16 protein-coding genes are annotated in these 18,530 nt (G+C 70.1%); 6 read left to right on the forward strand and 10 right to left on the reverse strand.

What is annotated here, in order from left to right:
• Positions 1-7: 7 nt before the first annotated feature.
• The 5 genes from PUT80_RS32590 to PUT80_RS32610 are packed head-to-tail and all read right to left on the reverse strand — an operon-like array spanning position 8 to position 8,069.
• On the reverse strand, positions 8-2,959 hold the full coding sequence (locus tag PUT80_RS32590) for an FAD-binding and (Fe-S)-binding domain-containing protein (RefSeq protein ID WP_275294462.1): 2,952 nt from the start codon (positions 2,957-2,959) through the stop codon (positions 8-10).
• On the reverse strand, positions 2,956-4,068 hold the full coding sequence (locus PUT80_RS32595) for an enolase C-terminal domain-like protein (RefSeq protein WP_275294463.1): 1,113 nt from the start codon (positions 4,066-4,068) through the stop codon (positions 2,956-2,958). The genes PUT80_RS32590 and PUT80_RS32595 overlap by 4 nt, the downstream gene beginning before the upstream one ends.
• Positions 4,065-5,858 (reverse strand): thiamine pyrophosphate-requiring protein, encoded by a 1,794-nt coding sequence (locus PUT80_RS32600; RefSeq protein ID WP_275294464.1) that lies wholly within the window; start codon positions 5,856-5,858, stop codon positions 4,065-4,067. Before PUT80_RS32600 ends, PUT80_RS32595 begins: the two co-directional genes overlap by 4 nt.
• A 53-nt stretch (positions 5,859-5,911) precedes the next feature.
• The gene (locus PUT80_RS32605) at positions 5,912-7,723 is read right to left on the reverse strand and encodes a glycoside hydrolase family 15 protein (protein ID WP_275294465.1); all 1,812 of its coding nucleotides are present in this window, start codon (positions 7,721-7,723) and stop codon (positions 5,912-5,914) included.
• A gap of 10 nt (positions 7,724-7,733) precedes the next feature.
• Positions 7,734-8,069, reverse strand: a complete 336-nt coding sequence (locus PUT80_RS32610) for a hypothetical protein (RefSeq protein WP_037813276.1) — start codon at positions 8,067-8,069, stop codon at positions 7,734-7,736.
• A gap of 98 nt (positions 8,070-8,167) precedes the next feature.
• Between PUT80_RS32610 and PUT80_RS32615 the strand changes: the two genes are divergently transcribed.
• On the forward strand, positions 8,168-10,120 hold the full coding sequence (locus PUT80_RS32615; RefSeq protein ID WP_275294466.1) for an aconitate hydratase: 1,953 nt from the start codon (positions 8,168-8,170) through the stop codon (positions 10,118-10,120).
• A 454-nt stretch (positions 10,121-10,574) separates the two neighbouring features.
• On the opposite strand, the gene PUT80_RS32620 is transcribed toward PUT80_RS32615, so the two are convergent.
• The gene (locus PUT80_RS32620; RefSeq protein ID WP_037813271.1) at positions 10,575-11,474 is read right to left on the reverse strand and encodes a Ku protein; all 900 of its coding nucleotides are present in this window, start codon (positions 11,472-11,474) and stop codon (positions 10,575-10,577) included.
• A gap of 100 nt (positions 11,475-11,574) precedes the next feature.
• Between PUT80_RS32620 and PUT80_RS32625 the strand changes: the two genes are divergently transcribed.
• A complete protein-coding gene (locus PUT80_RS32625; protein WP_134734498.1) occupies positions 11,575-12,189 on the forward strand; it encodes a DUF47 family protein in 615 nt (204 codons plus the stop codon).
• Positions 12,190-13,185, forward strand: a complete 996-nt coding sequence (locus PUT80_RS32630) for an inorganic phosphate transporter (protein WP_037813265.1) — start codon at positions 12,190-12,192, stop codon at positions 13,183-13,185.
• On the opposite strand, the gene PUT80_RS32635 is transcribed toward PUT80_RS32630, so the two are convergent.
• From PUT80_RS32635 to PUT80_RS32645, 3 genes are read right to left on the reverse strand one after another with little or no spacing between them, the layout of a single operon-like run.
• Positions 13,186-13,815 carry a phosphoribosyltransferase family protein gene (locus PUT80_RS32635; protein ID WP_275294467.1) on the reverse strand — a complete coding sequence of 210 codons (630 nt, stop codon included), beginning with the start codon at positions 13,813-13,815 and terminating at the stop codon, positions 13,186-13,188. It lies immediately after the preceding gene.
• The gene (locus PUT80_RS32640) at positions 13,812-14,903 is read right to left on the reverse strand and encodes an SDR family oxidoreductase (protein WP_275294468.1); all 1,092 of its coding nucleotides are present in this window, start codon (positions 14,901-14,903) and stop codon (positions 13,812-13,814) included. The genes PUT80_RS32635 and PUT80_RS32640 overlap by 4 nt, the downstream gene beginning before the upstream one ends.
• Positions 14,888-15,223: a DUF3040 domain-containing protein gene (locus PUT80_RS32645; RefSeq protein WP_275294469.1), complete on the reverse strand. Its 336-nt coding sequence runs from the start codon at positions 15,221-15,223 to the stop codon at positions 14,888-14,890. The genes PUT80_RS32640 and PUT80_RS32645 overlap by 16 nt, the downstream gene beginning before the upstream one ends.
• Before the next feature lie 138 nt (positions 15,224-15,361).
• Between PUT80_RS32645 and PUT80_RS32650 the strand changes: the two genes are divergently transcribed.
• The gene (locus tag PUT80_RS32650) at positions 15,362-15,583 is read left to right on the forward strand and encodes a hypothetical protein (RefSeq protein WP_275294470.1); all 222 of its coding nucleotides are present in this window, start codon (positions 15,362-15,364) and stop codon (positions 15,581-15,583) included.
• Between the two features lie 76 nt (positions 15,584-15,659).
• Here PUT80_RS32650 and PUT80_RS32655 read toward each other — a convergent pair whose 3' ends face one another.
• Positions 15,660-16,193, reverse strand: a complete 534-nt coding sequence (locus tag PUT80_RS32655; RefSeq protein WP_275294471.1) for a hypothetical protein — start codon at positions 16,191-16,193, stop codon at positions 15,660-15,662.
• A gap of 462 nt (positions 16,194-16,655) precedes the next feature.
• Between PUT80_RS32655 and PUT80_RS32660 the strand changes: the two genes are divergently transcribed.
• Positions 16,656-16,910: a hypothetical protein gene (locus tag PUT80_RS32660; RefSeq protein WP_037813251.1), complete on the forward strand. Its 255-nt coding sequence runs from the start codon at positions 16,656-16,658 to the stop codon at positions 16,908-16,910.
• Positions 16,903-18,516, forward strand: a complete 1,614-nt coding sequence (locus tag PUT80_RS32665) for a hypothetical protein (protein ID WP_238606997.1) — start codon at positions 16,903-16,905, stop codon at positions 18,514-18,516. The genes PUT80_RS32660 and PUT80_RS32665 overlap by 8 nt, the downstream gene beginning before the upstream one ends.
• The last annotated feature ends 14 nt before the right edge of the window (positions 18,517-18,530 follow it).

Consider the following 18,530-nt stretch of genomic DNA (forward strand, 5'->3'; position numbering starts at 1 on the left):
CGGACGTTCAGCGGTCTTTCGAGTCGAGACCGGCGGCCAGCAGTTCGGCGAGATGGATGCCTTCGCGTCCGCCGCTGTCGAGTTCGTGCAGCTGGGTCCGGCAGCTGAATCCGTCCGCCAGCACCGCCGTCCGACGGTCCGCCTGGCGTACTCGCGGCAGCAGCACCCTTTCCGCACAAGCCTTGCTGACTTCCAGATGCCCCCGCTCGAAGCCGAAGTTCCCGGCGAGGCCGCAGCAGCCCGAATCCAGCCGTTCGACGTCCACTCCGGCTGCCTGCAGCAGTTTCTTGTCCGCGTCCCAGCCGAGCACCGCGTGCTGGTGACAGTGCACTTGGGCGAGTGCGTGCCCCGGGATCTGCGGCGGCCGATACCCGGGGGAGTGCTGGGTCAGCAGCTCCGCGAGGGTCACGGTCTGGTCCCGCAGGCGCCGGACGTCCTGGTCGCCGGGGAACAGTTCGGCCACGTCGGAGCGGAAGACCGCGGTGCAGCTGGGTTCCAGGCCGAGCACCAATCCGCCGTTCCGGAGATGCGGGGCCAGCGTGCGCACGGTGCGAGTGAGAACCCGTTTCGCGACGCCGAGCTGGCCGGTGGAAATCCAGGTCAGGCCGCAGCACACGGACGGCTCCGGCAGTTCCACCCGCCACCCCGCGTCCTCCAGTACTCGCACGGCGGCCTCGGCGACGTGCGGGTGGAAGTAGGACGTGAAGGTGTCCGGCCACAACAGCACGGTGCCGCGCGCGCCGGTTCCGGCGGGTTGATGCCGGGCGAACCACCGCGGCAGCGTTTTCGGGGCGAAGCGGGGGATTTCCCGGTCCTCGACCCCGGCGGCCCGCGTCGCGAGGCGGGTTTTGCTCAGCAGGTTCACCAGCCGTGCCGTGCGGGTTTTCCCCACCAGCCGGGCGACCAGCGGCAGCCAGCCCATGCTGAAGTCCGACCGCGGCCGTTTCCACGGGCGGCCTTCGTAATGGTGGGCAAGGAATTCCGCCTTGTAGGTGGCCATGTCCACATCGGCCGGACAGTCCGATTTGCAGCCCTTGCAGGAAAGGCACAGGTCGAGCGCGTCACGGACCTCGGTGGAGCGCCAGCCGTCGGAGATCGGGCCGTCGTGGTGGCCGTTGAGCATCTCGAACAGCAGCCGCGCCCGGCCGCGCGTGGAGTGTTCCTCCTCGCCGGTGACCTGGTACGACGGGCACATCACGTCGCCGCTTTCCGAAGTGGACTGCCGGCAACGGCCGACGCCGACGCACCGGTTGGCGGCCTGGGAGAACGAGCCGCCGTCGTGCGGGAAGCGGAAGTAGAGGTCCTGCGGCTCGGCGGGGGACCACGCGCCGCCGAGCCGCAGGTTTTCGTCCAGCGAGTACGGCGCGACGACCTTGCCCGGGTTCATCCCGTCGGTCGGGTCGAAAATCGCCTTCAGCTGGCCGAAAGCGGTGACCAGGTCGTTGCCGAACATGCGCGGCAGCAGTTCGCCGCGGCTCTGCCCGTCGCCGTGCTCGCCGGAGAACGAGCCGCCGAACTCCGCGACGAGGTCGGCGGCGCGTTCCATGAACTTCCGGTAGGTCGCGACGCCGGACGCGGTGTAAAGGTCGAACGGGATCCGCGTGTGCACGCAGCCCTGTCCGAAGTGGCCGTACAGGCTCGGCCCGGTTTCGTCGGCGTAGCCGAATTCCGCGTACAGCGCGTCCAACCGACGGAGGTAGTCGCCGAGTTTCTCCGGCGCTACCGCGGAATCTTCCCAGCCCTCGAAGGTGTCCCGCTCGCCGGGGACGTGCGCGGTCGCGCCTAACCCGGCTTCGCGGACCTGCCAGAGTTCGGCTTCCTTCGCCGGATCGTCGAGGAAAGCGACCTCGGCGCCCTCGATGGAGTCGAGCAGCCCGCGCGCTTGCTTGTCGGCTTCTTCGATCGTCTGCCCGCCGAACTGGACCATCAGGAACGCCCGGCCGCGCGGCAGTTCTTCGCGGGCTTTTTCGTTGAGGTTCTTCAACCGTTCGTCGTAGAGGAGCCGGTGGTCGACGCCTTCGAGCGCGATCGGTTCGTGCGGCAGGATGTCCGGCACCGCGTCGGCGGCCGTCGCGATGTCCGGGTAGCCGAGCACGACCATCGCGCGCTCCGGCAGCACCGGCACCAGTTTCAGTTCCGCGCGCAGAACCGTGACCAGCGTCGATTCGCTGCCGACGAGCAGTCCGGCGATGTCGAAGCCGTGCTCGGGCAGCAGCGAGTCGAGGTTGTAGCCCGACACCCGGCGCGGGATGTCCGGGAAGCGACGGCGGATCTCGTCGGCGTATTCGTCGCGCAGCCGGCGCAGCTGCCGGTAGATCGCGGCGCGCCGGTCGCCGTGGTGCTCGATCTCGGCGTACTCGGCGTCGCTGGTTTTGCCGCACCAGAACCGGGTTCCGTCCGCCAGCAGCACTTCCAGGCGCACGATGTTGTCCACGACCTTGCCGGTGCGCTGGGCGGTCGCGCCGCAGGAGTTGTTGCCGATCATGCCGCCGAGGGTGCAGTTCATGTGCGTGGCCGGCTCGGGCCCGTACCGGAGCCCGGTGTCGGCGAGCTGCCGGTTGAGGTCGTCCAGCACGATTCCGGGCTGCACCACGCAGGTGCGGTTGTCCGCGTCGACGGATTCCAGCTCGGAGCAGTACTTCGACCAGTCGAGCACGACGGCGGTGTTCGTGCACTGGCCTGCGAGGCTCGTGCCGCCACCCCGCGAAAGCACCGGTGCGCCGAACTCCCTCGCGACGGCCAGCGCTTCGACGCCGTCGTCGGGGGAGCGCGGCACGACGACGCCGAGGGGGACCTGGCGGAAATTGGACGCGTCGGTGGAGTAGGCGGCGCGGCTCCCGTCGTCGAAGCGGACCTCGCCCTCGACCCGCTCGCGCAACGCGGCAGCGAGGGCTTCGATGTCGATTTCGGCCGGTTCCGGCACGCGGACCACGGGATTGGGGAGTTCGGCGGTGCTCATCGGCCCTCCTTGACCGCATATTCGGCCGCGGCGTCGGCGTGCAGGCGCAGCCCGTGCCCGGCGGTGGACATCGACGGGGCGACCCGGCCGCCGCTCGGGTCGAGGCCGCCGTAGAACAGCTCCCGTTCGATCCGGTCGTGGTCGGCGAACCATTCGATGTGCCGGAAGTTCGGGGTCGCGGCGGCCGCGTGCGCGGACAGATTCGGCGCGCAGTGCGCGGAAACCTCGCGGTTCGCGGCGGCGGCGAGGGCGGCGACGCGCCGCCATTCCGTGTAGCCGCCGCAGCGCGTCACATCGACCTGGAGACAGTCGACCGACGGCAGCATCCGGGCGAAGTACGGCAGGTCGTAGCCGTATTCACCGGCGGCGATGTCCGGTCCGTCGGGCGTGCGCAGCTGCGCGAGCCCGGGCAGGTCGTCGCTGGACACCGGCTCCTCGAACCAGGTCACGCCGAACTCCCGCAAGGTATCGGCGATCCGGCGGGCCCGGCCGACCGAATAGCCGCCGTTCGCGTCGACGTACAGCGCGGCGTCGTCCCCGATCGTCTCCCGGGCCAGCCGGACCCGGCCGATGTCGCGGGCGACCGCGGATCCCCACGACTCGCCGATCTTGATCTTTACGCGCGGGATGCGCTGCTCGCGTACCCAGTGGTCCAGCTGCGCGACCAGCTCGTCGTCGTCCTGCGAGGTGAAGCCGCCGCTGCCGTACACGTCGACCTCGTCGTGCACCCGGCCGAGCAGGCGGCTCAGCGGAACGTCGAGCAGCCGCGCGGCCGCGTCCCAGATCGCGATGTCCACAGCGGACAGTGCACAAGAGACCAATCCGGGGCGGCCGAGGTTCCGGATCGCGCGCTGCATCGCGGTCCAGCACGCGGGCGGGTCCAAGACCGGTTTTCCCACGACGGCGAAGGCCAGTTTGCCTTCGATCAGCGGGACGCACGAGAAATCGGCGTACGTCCACCCGAGTCCGTCGGTGCCGCCGGCCCGCACCCTGGCCACGACGAGCGTGGTGGAATCCCAGGAGAGCGTGCCGTCGGCCTCCGGCGAAGGAGTGGGCACCTGATAGGCGCGCGCGTCGATGCGTTCGATGTGCGGGGCGGCGACGGTCACCGCGACCGTCCGGGCAAGAACTCCTGCAGCTTCGTCTTCGCGCCCTGGAACATCAGGTGGAACGCTTCGGGATCGCCCTTGAGCACCGACTCGGTCACCGATTTCATCTGCTCGAACGTCGCGTGCGGCGGAATCGGCGGGACCTCGGCGTCGCAGCGCACGTCCAGCACCGTCGGCCGGTCCGCGGCGAACGCGGTCCGCCAGGCCGAGGCGAGATCGCCCGGGTCGTCGACGTTCACGCCTTCGAGGCCGACACTGCGGGCGAACCCGGCGTAGTCGACATCCGGCAGCGACTGCGACTCCTCGAACTTCGGCGCGCCGCCCATCGCGCGCAGCTCCCACGTGACCTGGTTGAGGTCGTTGTTGTGGAAGACGCAGACAATGCACCGCGGATCGGTCCACAACCCGTGGTAGCGGGCGATGGTGATCAGCTCGGCCATCCCGTTCATCTGCATCGCGCCGTCGCCGACGAGCGCGATCGCCGGCCGGTCGGGATGCGCGAACTTCGCGCCGATCGCGTACGGCACGCCGGGTCCCATCGTCGCGAGCGTGCCGGACAGCGTGCTGCGGATGCCTTCGCGGATCCGGAGATTGCGCGCGTACCAGTTGGTCGACGAGCCGGAATCGGCGGTGACCATCGCGTCGCCCGGGATCTGCTTCGACAGCTCGTGCACGATCCGCATCGGGTTGACCGGTTTCGCGTCGACCTCGGCCTGCTGGTCCATGGTGGTCCACCAGTCGCCGACGTTCTTCTCGATTTTCTCGCGCCACGAACGGTTTTCGGTCCGGTTCAGCTTCGGCAGCAGCGCGCGCAGGGTCGCCGCGGCGTCGCCCACGAGGTTGACCTCGGTGGGGTAGCGCATGCCGATGAACCGGCCGTCGATGTCGATCTGCACCGCGCGGGCCTGGCCGTACTCCGGCAGGAACTGGCTGTACGGGAAATTGGACCCGACGATCAGCAGCGTGTCGCAGTCGCGCATCATCTCGTAGCTCGGCCGGGTGCCGAGCAGGCCGATCGCGCCGGTCACGTACGGCAGGTCGTCAGGGAGAACGTCCTTGCCCAGCAACGCTTTCGCCACGCCGGCCCCGGTGAGGTCGGCGACCTGGCGCACCTCGTCGGCCGCACTGCGTGCGCCTTGCCCGACGAGGATCGCGACCTTTTCCCCGGCGTTGAGCACGTCGGCTGCCTCGCTGATGGCGGGTTCGGGCGGCACCGGATTCGGCCACGCGGTCCCGGGCGGGCTCGACGGCATCTGCTTGAACGCGTGCTGCGGCGGCTCGTACGGCTCTTCCTGCAGATCCGCCGGGATGATCAGCGCGGTCGGCGTGCGCGACGCCTGCGCGACCCGGAACGCGCGGTCGAGCGCGTTGGGCAGCTGCTCGGCGACGTTCACCTCGATGCAGTACTCGTTCGCGACATCCCGGTACAGCGCCTGGAGTTCGACCTCCTGCTGGTAGCTGCCGCCCATCGCGGTGCGCGCGGTCTGCCCGACGATCGCGACGACCGGGACGTGGTCGAGTTTCGCGTCGTAGAGCCCGTTCAGCAGGTGGATCGCGCCGGGCCCGGACGTCGCCATGCACACGCCGACGGCCCCGCTGAACTTCGCGTAGCCGACTGCGGAGAAGGCGGCCATTTCCTCGTGCCGGGCCTGGACGAAGCGCGGCTGGTTGTCCGCCTTGCCGAAGGACGCGACGAGACCGTTGATCCCGTCGCCGGGGTACGCGAACACCTGTTCCACGCCCCAGTCACGCAGCCGCGAAAGCAGGTAGTCGCCGACGGTCTCGGTCATGACAAGTCCTCCCGTGCGTTGAGTCCTCCCCGGCTACCCGGAGGTCGGGGGCGTTACACGTCGTGTCGCAGCCCCTGTTCGTGGCCTGTCGCGTTTGTCGTGGTTTCCGCTCCGTCGAGGTGGCGCGCGGTGTTGACGAGCCCGACCATGCTGAAGGCCTGCGGCATGTTCCCGAGCTGCCGTCCGGCGCTCATGTCGTATTCCTCGCTCAACAGGCCGACGTCGTTGCGGACGGACAGCATCTGCTCGAAAACCTCGACGGCTTCCTCAGTGCGGCCGGTTCCGTGCAACGCGTCGGCGAGCCAGAAACTGCACGGCAGGAAAGCGCCCTCGCCGCCGCTCAAATCGCCGGGGCCGGAGTCGGCATTCGGGTCGAAACGGTGGACGAAACCGTCGCGTGACAGTTCTTTCCGCACCGCGTCGACGGTTCCGCGCACCCTCGGGTCGCTTCCGGGGAGGAAGCCGACGCGGGGGATGAGCAGCAACGCGGCGTCCAGGCCGTGCGAGCCGTAGAACTGGGTGAAAGTGTTGCGGTCGGTGTCGAAACCCTTCCGGCAGACTTCCTCGTGAATGCGGTCGCGCAGCGCGCGCCAGCGGTCGACCGGTCCGTCGAGATCGTGGCATTCCACCGTCCGGACGGCCCGGTCGACGCCAGCCCACGCCATCACCTTGGAATGCACGAAATGCTGCGGTTCGCCGCGGACCTCCCACAGGCTCCGGTCGGGCTGGTCCCAATGGCCTTCGAGGAAATCGAGCAATCCGCGTTGCAGATCCCATGCCGGATGTATCACCGGAAGTCCGGCTTCGCGGACGAGATGCAGGCCGTCGAGCGCTTCGCCCCACACATCGAGCTGGACCTGGCCCGCCGCGGCGTTGCCGATCCGCACCGGGGTGGAACCGGCGTATCCGTCGAGCCAGTCCAATGTGGACTCCGGAACGCGGCGGGAACCGTCGAGTCCGTAAAGGACTTGGAGGTCGGCCGGATCGCCGGCCGCGGCGCGGACGAGCCATTCGCGCCAGGCTTTCGCTTCGTCCGGATAGCCGGTGCCGACGAGCGCTTGCAGGGTGAAGGTGGCGTCGCGCAGCCAGCAGTAGCGGTAGTCCCAGTTGCGTTCGCCGCCGAGTTGTTCCGGCAGCGAGGTCGTCGGCGCGGCGAGAATGCCGCCCGTCGGTTCGTAGGTGAGCGCCTTGAGGGTGATCAGCGCACGGCGCACCGCGGAAGGCCACCGGCCGTCGTACCGGCAGCGGCCGATCCAGTCCGCCCAGAAGCGTTCGGTGTGCGCCAGCGCTTTCTCGGCGTCAGCCGGATCGGGGCGTTCCTGGTAGGAGGCGTGGTAGGTCAGCACGAACGGCACACGGTCGCCCTCGGCGACGGTGAATTCGGCGAAACCCTCGGTGGACACTTCGACCGGCGTGGTCAGCCGGACCGCGTCGGGGCCCGCGACCGCGTCGAATCGTCCGTCGACGTGCCGGACCCACGGCCGCACCGACCCGTAGTCGAACCGCGGCCGCAGGCAGGTCCGCATCGGGACCCGGCCGCGCACGCCTTCGACGATCCGGACGAGGTCGGCCGCTCCGTCGCGCGGCGGCATGAAGTCGACCACGCGCACGGTGCCGTCGGCGGTTTCCCATTCGCTGGCGAGGACCAGGGAGTCGCCGACGTAACCTCGGCGGGTGGCCGGCCCGCCGTCCGCGGGTCCGAGCTGCCACACCCCCGCGCTTTCGTCGTGCAGCAGCGCGGCGAAGCACGCGGGGGAGTCGAACCGCGGCAGGCACAGCCACTCGACCGCACCTTCCCGCGACACCAACGCCGCGGTGTGCAGGTCGCCGAGCAGGGCATAGTCTTCGATCGGGCGCTGGTTCATCGCGGCGGATTCAGTCCCGGCCGAGCGCCTTCGCCAGTTCCTTCTTGGTCATCGTCGACCGGCCGTGGATATTGCGTTTCTTGGCCTCGTTGTACAGCTGGTCGCGCGTCGGGCCCCCGGGGCCGAGCCGCTTGCCGGAACGATGCCCGCCGCGCTTCTGCGGCGATTTGTCGCGCACCGAGGACTTGCTCGCACGGTCCGATTCGCCCGACTGCGCCCGGTTCTTGTTCACCGTGCGGGCGGCGATCTCCTTCGCGCGCTTCTTGCTGGCGCCGCGGTCCTCCTGCGACTCCTCGATGTGCTGGTACTGCCGTTCCCGTTTCGAGCTCCAAGCCTGCTGCGGCATCCCAGTCTCCTTCCGCCGTTCTTGATCCCCGGATTGCCCGCGCGGCCGGGACGGAAACATCGCGGTTCGCCGCGCCGGAAACGGGTACCCGCTCGCGAGTGGGACGCGAACAGACTCTCGCCGGGCGGCTGCTGGCCGAGCACCTGGTCGCCGGCCGGCTCGAACCAGGGACCGAAATCGGCCTGCGGGTCGATCAGACGCTGACCCAGGACGCCACGGGCACGCTCGTGATGCAGGAGCTCGAGGCGCTCGGGCTCGACCGCGCGCGAACCGAGCTGAGCGTCCAGTACGTCGACCACAACCTGCTGCAGGCGGACGAGAAGAACGCCGAGGACCACGCTTACCTGCGTTCCGCCTGCCGCCGGTTCGGGCTGTGGTTCTCCAAACCGGGCAACGGCGTTTCGCACCCGACGCACATGGAGCGGTTCGGCGTGCCCGGCAAGAGCCTCGCCGGGTCCGATTCGCACACCTGTGCGGCGGGCGCGCTGGGCATGCTCGCCGTCGGCGTCGGCGGCCTCGAAGTGGCGCTGGCCATCGCCGGGGAGCCGCTCTACCTGCGGATGCCGGAGATCTGGGGCGTCCGGCTGGAGAACGAGCTGCCGCCGTGGGTGTCGGCGAAGGACGTCGTGCTGGAGATGCTGCGGCGGCACGGCGTGAGCGGCGGACGGCACCGGATCATCGAGTACCACGGCCCGGGGCTGGCCTGCCTGAGCGCGATGGACCGGCACGTGATCGCCAACATGGGCGCCGAGCTGGGCGCGACCGCGTCGGTGTTCCCGGCCGACGAAGCGATCCGCGCGTTCCTGCGGGCGGAGGGGCGCGAACACGACTTCCGCGACCTGCGCGCCGGACGCGACGCCTCCTACGACATCGAAGACGTGATCGATCTGTCCACAGTGGAGCCATTGGTGGCGAAGCCGTCGTCGCCGGGCAACGTGGTGCCGGTGCGCGAGGTGTCGGGGACGCCGGTGGGGCAGGTCGTGATCGGTTCCTCCGCCAACCCCGGATTCCGGGACTTCGCGGTCGCCGCGGCCACCGTCCGGGGGAGGCAGACGGCCGATTCGGTGAGCTTCGACGTCAACCCGACCTCGCGGCAGATCCTTGTCGAACTCGCCCGCAGCGGACACCTCACCGACCTCGTCGCGGCCGGGGCCCGCGTGCACCAGGCGGGCTGCCTCGGCTGCATCGGAATGGGCCAGGCGCCCGCGCCCGGCACGAACTCGCTGCGCACCTTCCCGCGGAACTTCCCCGGCCGGTCCGGAACTGCCGACGACTCGGTCTGGCTGTGCTCGCCGGAGACCGCGGCGGTGTCGGCGCTGACCGGCGTGCTGACTGATCCGCGCGACTACGCGACCGCCCACCACCTGGCGCACCCGCGCGTCGCCGGACCAGCCCGTTCGGCAGCCGACCCGCGCGTCTTCGCCGCTCCGCTGCCCGAGGAGGAGGCACTGCGGGAGGAGCTGGTGAAGGGCCCGAATGTCGCCGGCTTGCCGGACTTCGACCCGCTGCCGGACGAGCTCGAGGGCCCGGTCCTGCTGAAGGCCGGGGACGACGTGTCGACCGACGAAATCTCGCCCGCCGGAGCCCGCGCGCTGCCCTACCGCTCGAACATCCCGAAGCTGGCCGAGTTCACCTTCACCCGGATCGACGAGGACTACCCGAAGCGTGCGGCCGACAGTCTGGAGCATTTCGTGGTCGCGGGGGAGAACTACGGCCAGGGCTCGTCGCGCGAGCACGCCGCGATCACCGCCCGGTACCTGGGTTTGCGCGTGGTGCTGGCCCGGTCGTTCGCCCGGATCCACTGGCAGAACCTGGTCAACTTCGGGGTGCTGCCGCTGGAGTTCGCCGACCCGGAGGACAGCGAGAAGATCGAGCGCGACGACGTGCTGTCGGTGTCCGGCCTGCACCGGCTGGCCGAGACGGGGGAGTTCACGGTGCGGAACCAGACCCGGGACGAGGAGTACCGGGCACGCCACCAGCTGTCGCCGCGGCAGGTGGACGTGCTGCTGGCCGGCGGGCGGATTCCGCAGCTGGCTCGGGCGCTGCACTGAGACGTCGGCCATGGGACACGCGGTTTGAGTGTCGTGAGGGGAACCCTGAGGGAATCAGATTCCCATGCCAGGGACTTAAGCCGGGCGGTCTCGGCCCGCGGACTGTCCACACAGGACGCCATCCCCGCCGAAATGCCCGATTAATACCCGTCTGACCGGTTCTATGGGTCTGTGAGGGACCCCTTGAGGGAATCAGATTCCCTCAAGGGGTCCCTCACAGACCGCACACCGCGTTTCCGCCCGACGGGCCCGTCTGCTGGCAGTCGGCCCGGTCTTCTCGGCTCGGGCGGACGCGCTCCCCATGCACCCGCAGGGTCGCCTTAAGTCCCTGGCATGGGGCATTTCGGCGAGTCGCGGGTTTCTTGTGGACAGTGAGCCGGGCTCGATCGACGCGGCTTAAGCCTCCGGCTTGGGGACTCCGCGACCAGGGACGCCCTCACGGTCCTCTCACTGGTCAGGAGGCCTTCAGCGCAGCCTCCAGGTCGGCGCGGGACATCTTCGAACGCCCCTTGACGTCGCGTTCCTTCGCGAGCTTCTGCAGCTCCGTTTTGGACAGCTCGGACAGATCCGGCGTGCGCTGCTTGCGGCTGCCGCGCACGCTCTTCGCCAGGGCCTCCATGAGGTCGACCACCTTCGTCGGCTGCTCCGGCTCGGCGGCGGGCGTGACGGTGTTCCCGGCCCGTTTGGCCTCGATCAGCTCCTCCACCCGCTCGCGGTAGGTGTCGCGGAACTCGTCGGGCTTCCACGGCTCGGTCATCGCGTCGATCAGCTTGACCGCGAGGTCCAGTTCCTTCTGGTTCGTCTTGGCCTTGGCGGGCAGCTGCGGCACGTCGTCCGCGTTGCGCACCTCGGCGGCGTAATGCAGCGTGTTGAGCACGATCACGCCGTCGCCGGCGCGGGCGAGCGCGAGGTGTTCGCGGCCGTGGAAGACGAACTTCGCGACGGCCGCCTTGTCCCGGCTGGACAGTGCGTCGAGCAGCAGCACGTACGGGCGCTGCGCTTCCTCCTTGGCAGGCGCGAGCCAGTACGCGCGGTCGAAGAACAGCGGGTCGACCTCCTCGAGGTCCACGAAGCTCTCCACCTCGAGCGACCTCGACCGGCCCGGCGCGATCTCGTCGAGTTCCTCCTGCTCGACCAGCACGTACTCGTCGTCGCCGACCTCCCGGCCGCGGACGATGTCGTCGTAGGACACCTCGTCGCCGGTCCGCTCGTTCACCCGCCGGTAGCGGATGCGGTCCCGGGTCCCGCGCTGGAACTGCGTGAAGTGCACGGCATGGTCCTCGACCGCCTTGTACATCCGCACCGGGACGTTCACCAGCCCGAACGACAGCGCACCCTGCCACACCGGACGCATCGGCGCTCCTTCCTTCCTGATGCCCGGCGGGTACCCAATCCGGGCGCGCGGCACACCGCGCCGGTGTGAGCGAAGGGGTTACGGGGTAGCTTTTGCTCCGATGCGCATAAAACCTCGCGGAAGCCAGTTCTTCCAGCTGCTCGCGGACGCGGCCGCGAACCTCGTCACCGCCACCGCGCTCCTGCGGGACCTCACCGAGGCGTCGCCGCCCGACCGGGAGGCGATCGCGGCCCGGCTGCACGAGGTCGAACACGCGGGCGACGACCTGACGCACACCATCATGGTCGAGCTGAACAGCACGTTCGTCACGCCGTTCGACCGCGAGGACATCCAGGCGCTGGCCGCCCGGATCGACGACGTGCTGGACTTTGTGGACACCGCCGCCGACCTCGCGGTCCTGTACCGGCTCGAGAAGTTCCCGCCGGGCACCGACGGAATGCTGCGCGTGCTGTGCCGCGCGGCGGAGCTGACCGCCGAATCCATGCCGGGGCTCTCGAAGGTCGGCGAGCTGTCGCCGTACTGGATCGAGATCAACGCGCTGGAGAACGAGGCGGACCACACCTACCGGCGGATGCTCGCCGACCTCTTCCAGCCGGGAGCCGACGCGCTCGAGGTGCTCAAGGCGAAGGAGGTCGTCGAGCAGTTCGAACTGGCGGCCGACGGCTTCGAGCACGTCGCGGACGTGGTGCAGACCATCGCGGTCAAGGAGTCCTGAGTGGACAGCACCGCCGCGCTGGTCGCCGTCGTGGTGCTGACGGTCTTCTTCGACTACACCAACGGTTTCCACGACGCGGCCAACGCGATCGCCAGCGCGGTCTCGACCAGGGCGCTCCCGCTGCGCACCGCGCTCGTGCTGGCCGCGGTGATGAACCTGGCCGGAGCGCTGCTGTCGACCGGGATCGCCGCCACCGTCGCGAAGGGCATCATCGACGTCCCGCCCGGCCCGGGCGCGCTGACCGTGGTGCTCGCCGCGCTGGTCGGCGCGATCGCGTGGAACCTCGTGACCTGGTATTTCGGGCTGCCGTCCTCGTCGTCGCATTCGCTGATCGGCGGGATGGTCGGGGCCGCGCTGGCCGCGGCGAGCACCGTGCACTGGACCGGCATCGTGGAGAAAGTGCTCGTGCCGATGGTCGCGTCGCCGCTGCTCGGGCTGGTGCTCGGCTACGCGGCGATGGTGGCGGTGCTCTGGCTGCTGCGCCGGGCGAACCCGCACCGCAGCGGCCGGGTGTTCCGGCGGATGCAGATCGTGTCGGCCTCGGCTCTCGCGCTCGGACACGGGTTGCAGGACGCGCAAAAGGGCATGGGCGTGCTCGTCCTGGCGCTGATCGCGGCGGGCAAACAGGACACATTCGCGGTGCCCCTGTGGGTGACGCTGGTGTGCGCCGGCGCGCTGTCGCTCGGCACCTGCTCGGGCGGCATGCGCATCATGCGGACGCTCGGCCGCCGCGTCTTCCCGCTCGACCCGCCGCACGGGTTCGTGGCGGAATCGGTCGGGGCTTCGGTGCTGTACTTGACCGCGTTCGCGGTGAAGGCGCCGATTTCGACCACGCACGTGATCACGGCGGCGGTGATGGGCGTCGGCGCGACGCGGCGGCTTTCGGCGGTGCGGTGGGGGATCGCGCGCGACATCGTGCTCGGCTGGGTGCTGACGTTCCCGGCGGCGGCGGGGGTCGCCGCGCTGATGTTCTGGCTGCTGTCCGCGTTCAGCTGATCACTGCGGCACCAGGGCGAGGACTTCCTCGTCGCTGGTGGGGCTGAAGTCCGCATAGAACTCGCCGACCGCGCGGAATTCCTCCGGCTCCCGCAGGCAGACCACCTCGTCCGCTTCGCGGGAGAGCTTGTCCAGCGCGGGCGGCGCGCCGACGGGAGCGGCGAAGACCAGCCGCAGCGGTGCGTGCGACCGGAGGGCCCGCAGCGCCGCGATCGCGGTCCCGCCGGTGGCCACGCCGTCGTCGACCGCCACGACGTCGTGTCCCGCCGGCGAGCGCGGGGCGCGGCTGCCCAAGTAGCGGCGGACCTGGTCGCGGGCCTCGGTACGGGCGTGGTCGACCTCGCCGGCGATGTCCTCCGGCGTGAGCCCGAGCGCCCGGAGCCCGGCGCGGTCGAAGAACGGCGGCCCGTCCGCCGCTACGGCGCCGAGGCCGAGTTCCGGTTGTCCCGGTGCGCTGATTTTGCGGGTGACGAGCAGCTCCAGCGGCGCGTCCAGTTCTTCGGCGACGGGCGCGGCGACCGGAAGCCCGCCGCGGGCGAGCCCGAAGACCACCGGGTCCGCCCATTCCCGGCAGGCCAAGGCGGCGGCGAGCCGGGCGCCCGCGTCGGCGCGGTCCCGGAACGGTCTCACCGGCGACCCTTCTTCGCGGCGCGCCGGAGCGTTTGCCGGACAGTGGCCAGACCAGCGGCTACGCGGGCTGCGGGCCGATTTCGCTTCTTCGCGGTGCGGCGCAGCAGTTCTCCGGCACCGACTACGGCGGCGGTCAGCCCGGCGGCGACCGCACCGTGATGGCGGCTCAGCACGGGCTGGACGTCTCGCGTCTTCGCCTGCTGGTCGAACTCCCCGTGCGCGCCGTAGTCGAACCCGCGCGGGCCGTCCGCGGGCTCCCACAGGTTCGCGGGCTGGCTCGGCCGTTGCAGCTGACCGGTTTGCTGCGCGCCGAAGCCGGTGCGGGCGAGGTACCGGTCGAGCAGGCCGGGCGCGACGGCGTTGGCCAGCAGCGTCGCGGCGGTGCTCGTGCCGACCCAGTACTCGCGGCGGCGCGGGTGATCGGCCGCGTGCAGCACCGCGCGGGCGGCGAGTTCGGGCTGGTAGATCGGCGGGACCGGCTGGGCGTGTTCGGGCAGCCGCGACAGCAGCCAGGTGAACTGCGGCGTGTTGACCGCGGGCAGTTGCACCATGGTCGTCCGGATTCCGCTGTGCTCGTGGAGAAGTTCGCAGCGCAGCGCCTCATTGAAGCCCTGAATGGCGTGCTTGGCCCCGCAATATGCGCTCTGCAGCGGGATCCCGCGATACGCGAGCGCCGAGCCGACCTGGACGATCGTGCCCGCGTCCCGCGGTTTCATCCGCGCGAGAGCGGCCATCGTGCCGTGCACGAAACCGAGGTAGGTCACCTCGGTGACCCGGCGGTATTCGTCCGGTTTGACGTCGGCGAAGCGGGCGAACACCGAGCTGAACGCGACGTTGACCCAGACGTCGATCGGTCCGAGCTCCTCCTCGGCGCGGGTGGCGGCGGCGTCGACCTGGGCGAAATCGGCGACGTCCGTCGGCAGTTCCAGCGGCGTGCCCCCGGCTTCCCGGACGTCCTCCGCCGCGGCGACGAGCCCCTTCTCGCCCCGCGCCAGCAAAGCGACCTTCGCGCCGCGGCTGCCATACGCTCGGGCGACAGCCCGGCCCACTCCGGCGCTGGCCCCGGTCACGACTACGACGGGCGGCATGGAAATCCTTTCCCCGGACCGGGAGTCCGGCGGCTCGGCGGACGCAGACACTCCTGGCGGGCGACGTGCCCGCACACCGCGATCGCCCCCAGCACGAAGCCGAGCAGCGCGAGCGGCACCTCCGGCGGAAAGACGATCCCGCAGACGACCAGGGCGGCCGCGACCGCGGTCAGCGCCCAGCACGCCACCGGCCAAGCCCGGCGCAGCGGCCACGCCGCCTGCCCGAAGGCGCGCCGCATCCACAGCGCGTCGGTGGCGAGCAGCTCGCGTTCCATCGAACGCAGCGCCCGGTGGGGATCCGGCTGCCGGTGCGCGGGCATCGCCTGCTCCCTTCCGCCTGACCGACGGCTTACCCGTTCCCGGTCAGGTCAAACCGGAACGGCGGAGGCGTCCGGTTTGCCCCGGAAGACCCCGGGTAACCGGACGCTTTCGCCGGAGCACGTCGGAGGGAGCACGAGATGAGCAGGCTGCTGGTGGACCCGGAGAGCGCGACCGTCCCCTGTGGACAGTGCGGGCGCGAGGCGGTGCACGTGGGCAGGCTGGTGCAGGAGGACGGGACGCCGGTCAGCCACGCGGTGGTGTGCACGGTGTGCCGGGCCCATCGTCCGGGACCGGGGCTCGGGGAGACGCGACGTCCGCGGCTGGCCGTGCTTTCGCGGCCCGCCGAAGGCTCGCCCTAGGCCGCCGCGTTCGGCAGAAGTCCGTGAAGGGCTCCTTGAAGGAACCAGATTCCGTCAAGGAGCCCTTCACGCCCGCTCAGTCGATGCCGAGCACGGACTCGGCGGTGGTCCAGTTGGCGAGCATCGCGTGCTGCGCGTCGGCGAGGGTGGCTTTCCCGGAGCAGACCGCCTTCTTCACCGCGTTCTCGACGGAATCCTTGCTGTAGGAGTTCTGGTCGCCGTCGTGCGGCTCGGGCCAGAGGTTCTTCGGGTCCTTCGGCGCGCCGCCCAGTTCGAGCGGCAGGAAGTGGTCCTCCTCGTACGAGCTGAGCGAGGTGTCGGAATAGCCGTAGTCGATGATGCCCTGCTTCTTGAGCTTGTTGGTGTAGGTCGTCGGCGGGCGGATGGTCGCGGTCCAGCCGGGGACGCAAATCGTGTCGCCGATGGTGTCCTGGGTGACGTCCGGGTTGGTCGCGCCGGGCGTGCAGGCCGGGTCGGGCAGCGGAAGATAGGACTGCGAGCAGGCAGCGGCGAGAGTGTGCGGAACGGCGGCGTGCGCGGCGGGTGCGGCCAAAGCGAGCGAACCGGCCAGAATGACGGCAGGCGCGGCGAAACGGGCAAGTCGGGACATGGGAAATCTCCTCCCTGGAGCACGGTCGCGCCAGCGTCCGCCGATTCCGGGCAAGCGCACTACCTACCTTCGAAGGAATGCGTGAAGAATTAACCGGGTGCTCAACTTGCCGGACGGCAAAATACGCAAGGTGGACGTGCGTTCTGGGCGCTGAGGGGATGATCCGAAAACGCGGCGCAAGCCGGGCGAACGGGCCGGGGATGCTTGATCCGCCAGCATTCGGGCGTTCGAGGCGAGTCCGGACGGGCGGCTCCGGATGGCTGGAAAGGTTCTTCGGAACTGTTTCCGGTCGGTTTTTATGCGCCTTCCGGGCGAATCGGGGAAAAAATGCTGAAATCGATTTCCGCTGCGCCGTTCGGCTGAAGGTCGCGGCGTCCCGTATCCGTCGCCGGGTCTGGTGCGACCTTTTTCGTGAACCTCGCCGGAATTGATCTTTTCGGGCGGAATTCCCGGGAGTGAACGATGAGCGAACCGGAAGGGCCGCGGTCCGGGGCCGGACGCGCAGAGGGCGCGGAAAGCGGCCCGGCGGGCGAAAACGCGCCCGCCGAACCGGAAGCGGGGTACGAGATTCCGATCGGGATGCCAGTCCCGGCCGCCGAGCTGGAACGGCTGAAGGCGGCCGCCGAGCGGCACCGCGATCGGGAGGAGGAGGCCGACGCCCCGGCACGGGCCGGCGACGAGGCCGCTGAGGAAGAGGGTGATCACCGTGATGCCTGAAGCACAGGTGCTCGAAGGCCAGGCAGGGGAAACGGCCGGGGGCGCGTCGCGGGAAATGGCGGATCTGACGGTCGGCGAACTGCTCGCCGAACCGCTGTCCCCGGAACGGTCGCCGTTGTTCGCGCAACGGTTCCCGGTTCCGGTCGAGGAGTACGACCGGCTGAAGACCGGCGCGCGCGAGCACGGCGCGGAGGCGCTGGCCCCGGGGGACGCGCTCGACGCGCAGCTGGACGAGGAAGCGGCGGCGGAACTGTCGGAGGAGAACCCGCCGGAGGACGAGATCGTCGAGGGGCTCGCGCCGGCGGCGTCGGCGAGTTTCGAGGGGATTTCGCAGACCGCGTTCCGGCCGCCGGACTGCACGGTCGCGGTCGGCCCGAAGCAGGTCATGGCCGCGGTCAACGTGGACCTGGTCGGCTACGACAAGACCGGGCTGCAACAGTTCCGGTGGGCCAATTTCACCGCGATGTTCAACCCGGTGCTGCCCGCCGGGGCGCAGCTGTTCGACCCGAAACTGGCCTACGACCACTACAGCGGCCGCTGGATCGTCTGCATCGCGGCCCGGCGCGCGAACCCGCAGGGATCGTGGATCATGCTCGGCGTCTCGCAGACCGCCGACCCCGCGGGCGCGTACTGGATCTGGAGCACCGACGCGACCGCGAACGGGGCCACCGCGACCGGCAACTGGTCGGACTACCCGATGCTGGGCTTCGACAGCCAGGCGATTTACGTGTCCACCAACCAATTCGCGTTCGGCGGCGGATTCGCCTACGCGAAACTGCGGATCTTCAACAAGGCGGAGCTGTACGGCGGCGGGTCCGGCGGCGGCCACACGATCCGTTGGTGGGACTTCTGGGGCCTGAAGAACCCGGACGGGAGCGCCGCGTTCTCCGTCCAGCCGGCCTGCCATTTCCAAGGCGTGGGCGGGAATCCGCGCGCCTACCTGGTCAACTCGCTGTTCCCGTCGGGGTCGAGCCTGACGCTGTGGACGCTGTCGAACCCGCTGGGCCTGTGGTCCGGCGGCGCGCCGACGCTGGCCGCGACCGCCGTACCGTGCCGCAGCTACAACCTGCCGCCCGGCGCGGTGCAAAAGGACGGCGGGACAACGAGAATCGCCACGAACGACACCCGGCTGCTCAACGCGGTCTTCCAGGCGGCGGGCCGGACCCAGCGGTTGTGGACGACGCACACGTCCGCGTACAGCTGGCGGGGCGACACCGAAGCCCGGTCAGTGGTGCAGTGGTACGAGATCGACGTGCCCAGCCACGCGATCACGCAACAGGGCGCCTTCGGCGCGCCGGGCAGGCACTATTTCTTCCCGGTGATCCAGACCGACATTTCCCGCAACGCCCACGTGGCGTTCGGCCGGTCCGCCGCCGACGAGTACGGCCACTTCCGCCAGACCGGTCGCCTCGCCACCGATCCGCCGGGAACGTTGCAGGGCAGCGCGTCGGTGATCGCCGGGCAGAGCGCCTACACCGGCGGCAGATGGGGCGACTACTTCGGCATCGGCCGGGACCCGTCGGATTCCCGGACCGTGTGGAGCTACGGCGAATACGCCGGAGCGGGCAACACCTGGCGGACCCGTCTCAACGCGGCGAAGTACTGAGAGCAGGGAGGGTG

Origin of the sequence: Amycolatopsis sp. La24 (assembly GCF_029087445.1) — a bacterium.
GTDB lineage: Bacteria > Actinomycetota > Actinomycetes > Mycobacteriales > Pseudonocardiaceae > Amycolatopsis > Amycolatopsis nivea.

What these genes read in the sequence shown, in the direction of transcription:
- PUT80_RS32590 (WP_275294462.1), bottom strand. Translation starts at nt 2,959, where the DNA reads ATGAGCACCGCCGAACTCCCCAATCCCGTGGTCCGCGTGCCGGAACCG.
- PUT80_RS32600 (WP_275294464.1), bottom strand. Translation starts at nt 5,858, where the DNA reads ATGACCGAGACCGTCGGCGACTACCTGCTTTCGCGGCTGCGTGACTGG.
- PUT80_RS32605 (WP_275294465.1), bottom strand. Translation starts at nt 7,723, where the DNA reads ATGAACCAGCGCCCGATCGAAGACTATGCCCTGCTCGGCGACCTGCAC.
- PUT80_RS32610 (WP_037813276.1), bottom strand. Translation starts at nt 8,069, where the DNA reads ATGCCGCAGCAGGCTTGGAGCTCGAAACGGGAACGGCAGTACCAGCAC.
- PUT80_RS32620 (WP_037813271.1), bottom strand. Translation starts at nt 11,474, where the DNA reads ATGCGTCCGGTGTGGCAGGGTGCGCTGTCGTTCGGGCTGGTGAACGTC.
- PUT80_RS32625 (WP_134734498.1), top strand. Translation starts at nt 11,575, where the DNA reads ATGCGCATAAAACCTCGCGGAAGCCAGTTCTTCCAGCTGCTCGCGGAC.
- PUT80_RS32640 (WP_275294468.1), bottom strand. Translation starts at nt 14,903, where the DNA reads ATGCCGCCCGTCGTAGTCGTGACCGGGGCCAGCGCCGGAGTGGGCCGG.
- PUT80_RS32645 (WP_275294469.1), bottom strand. Translation starts at nt 15,223, where the DNA reads ATGCCCGCGCACCGGCAGCCGGATCCCCACCGGGCGCTGCGTTCGATG.
- PUT80_RS32650 (WP_275294470.1), top strand. Translation starts at nt 15,362, where the DNA reads ATGAGCAGGCTGCTGGTGGACCCGGAGAGCGCGACCGTCCCCTGTGGA.
- PUT80_RS32655 (WP_275294471.1), bottom strand. Translation starts at nt 16,193, where the DNA reads ATGTCCCGACTTGCCCGTTTCGCCGCGCCTGCCGTCATTCTGGCCGGT.
- PUT80_RS32660 (WP_037813251.1), top strand. Translation starts at nt 16,656, where the DNA reads ATGAGCGAACCGGAAGGGCCGCGGTCCGGGGCCGGACGCGCAGAGGGC.
- PUT80_RS32665 (WP_238606997.1), top strand. Translation starts at nt 16,903, where the DNA reads ATGCCTGAAGCACAGGTGCTCGAAGGCCAGGCAGGGGAAACGGCCGGG.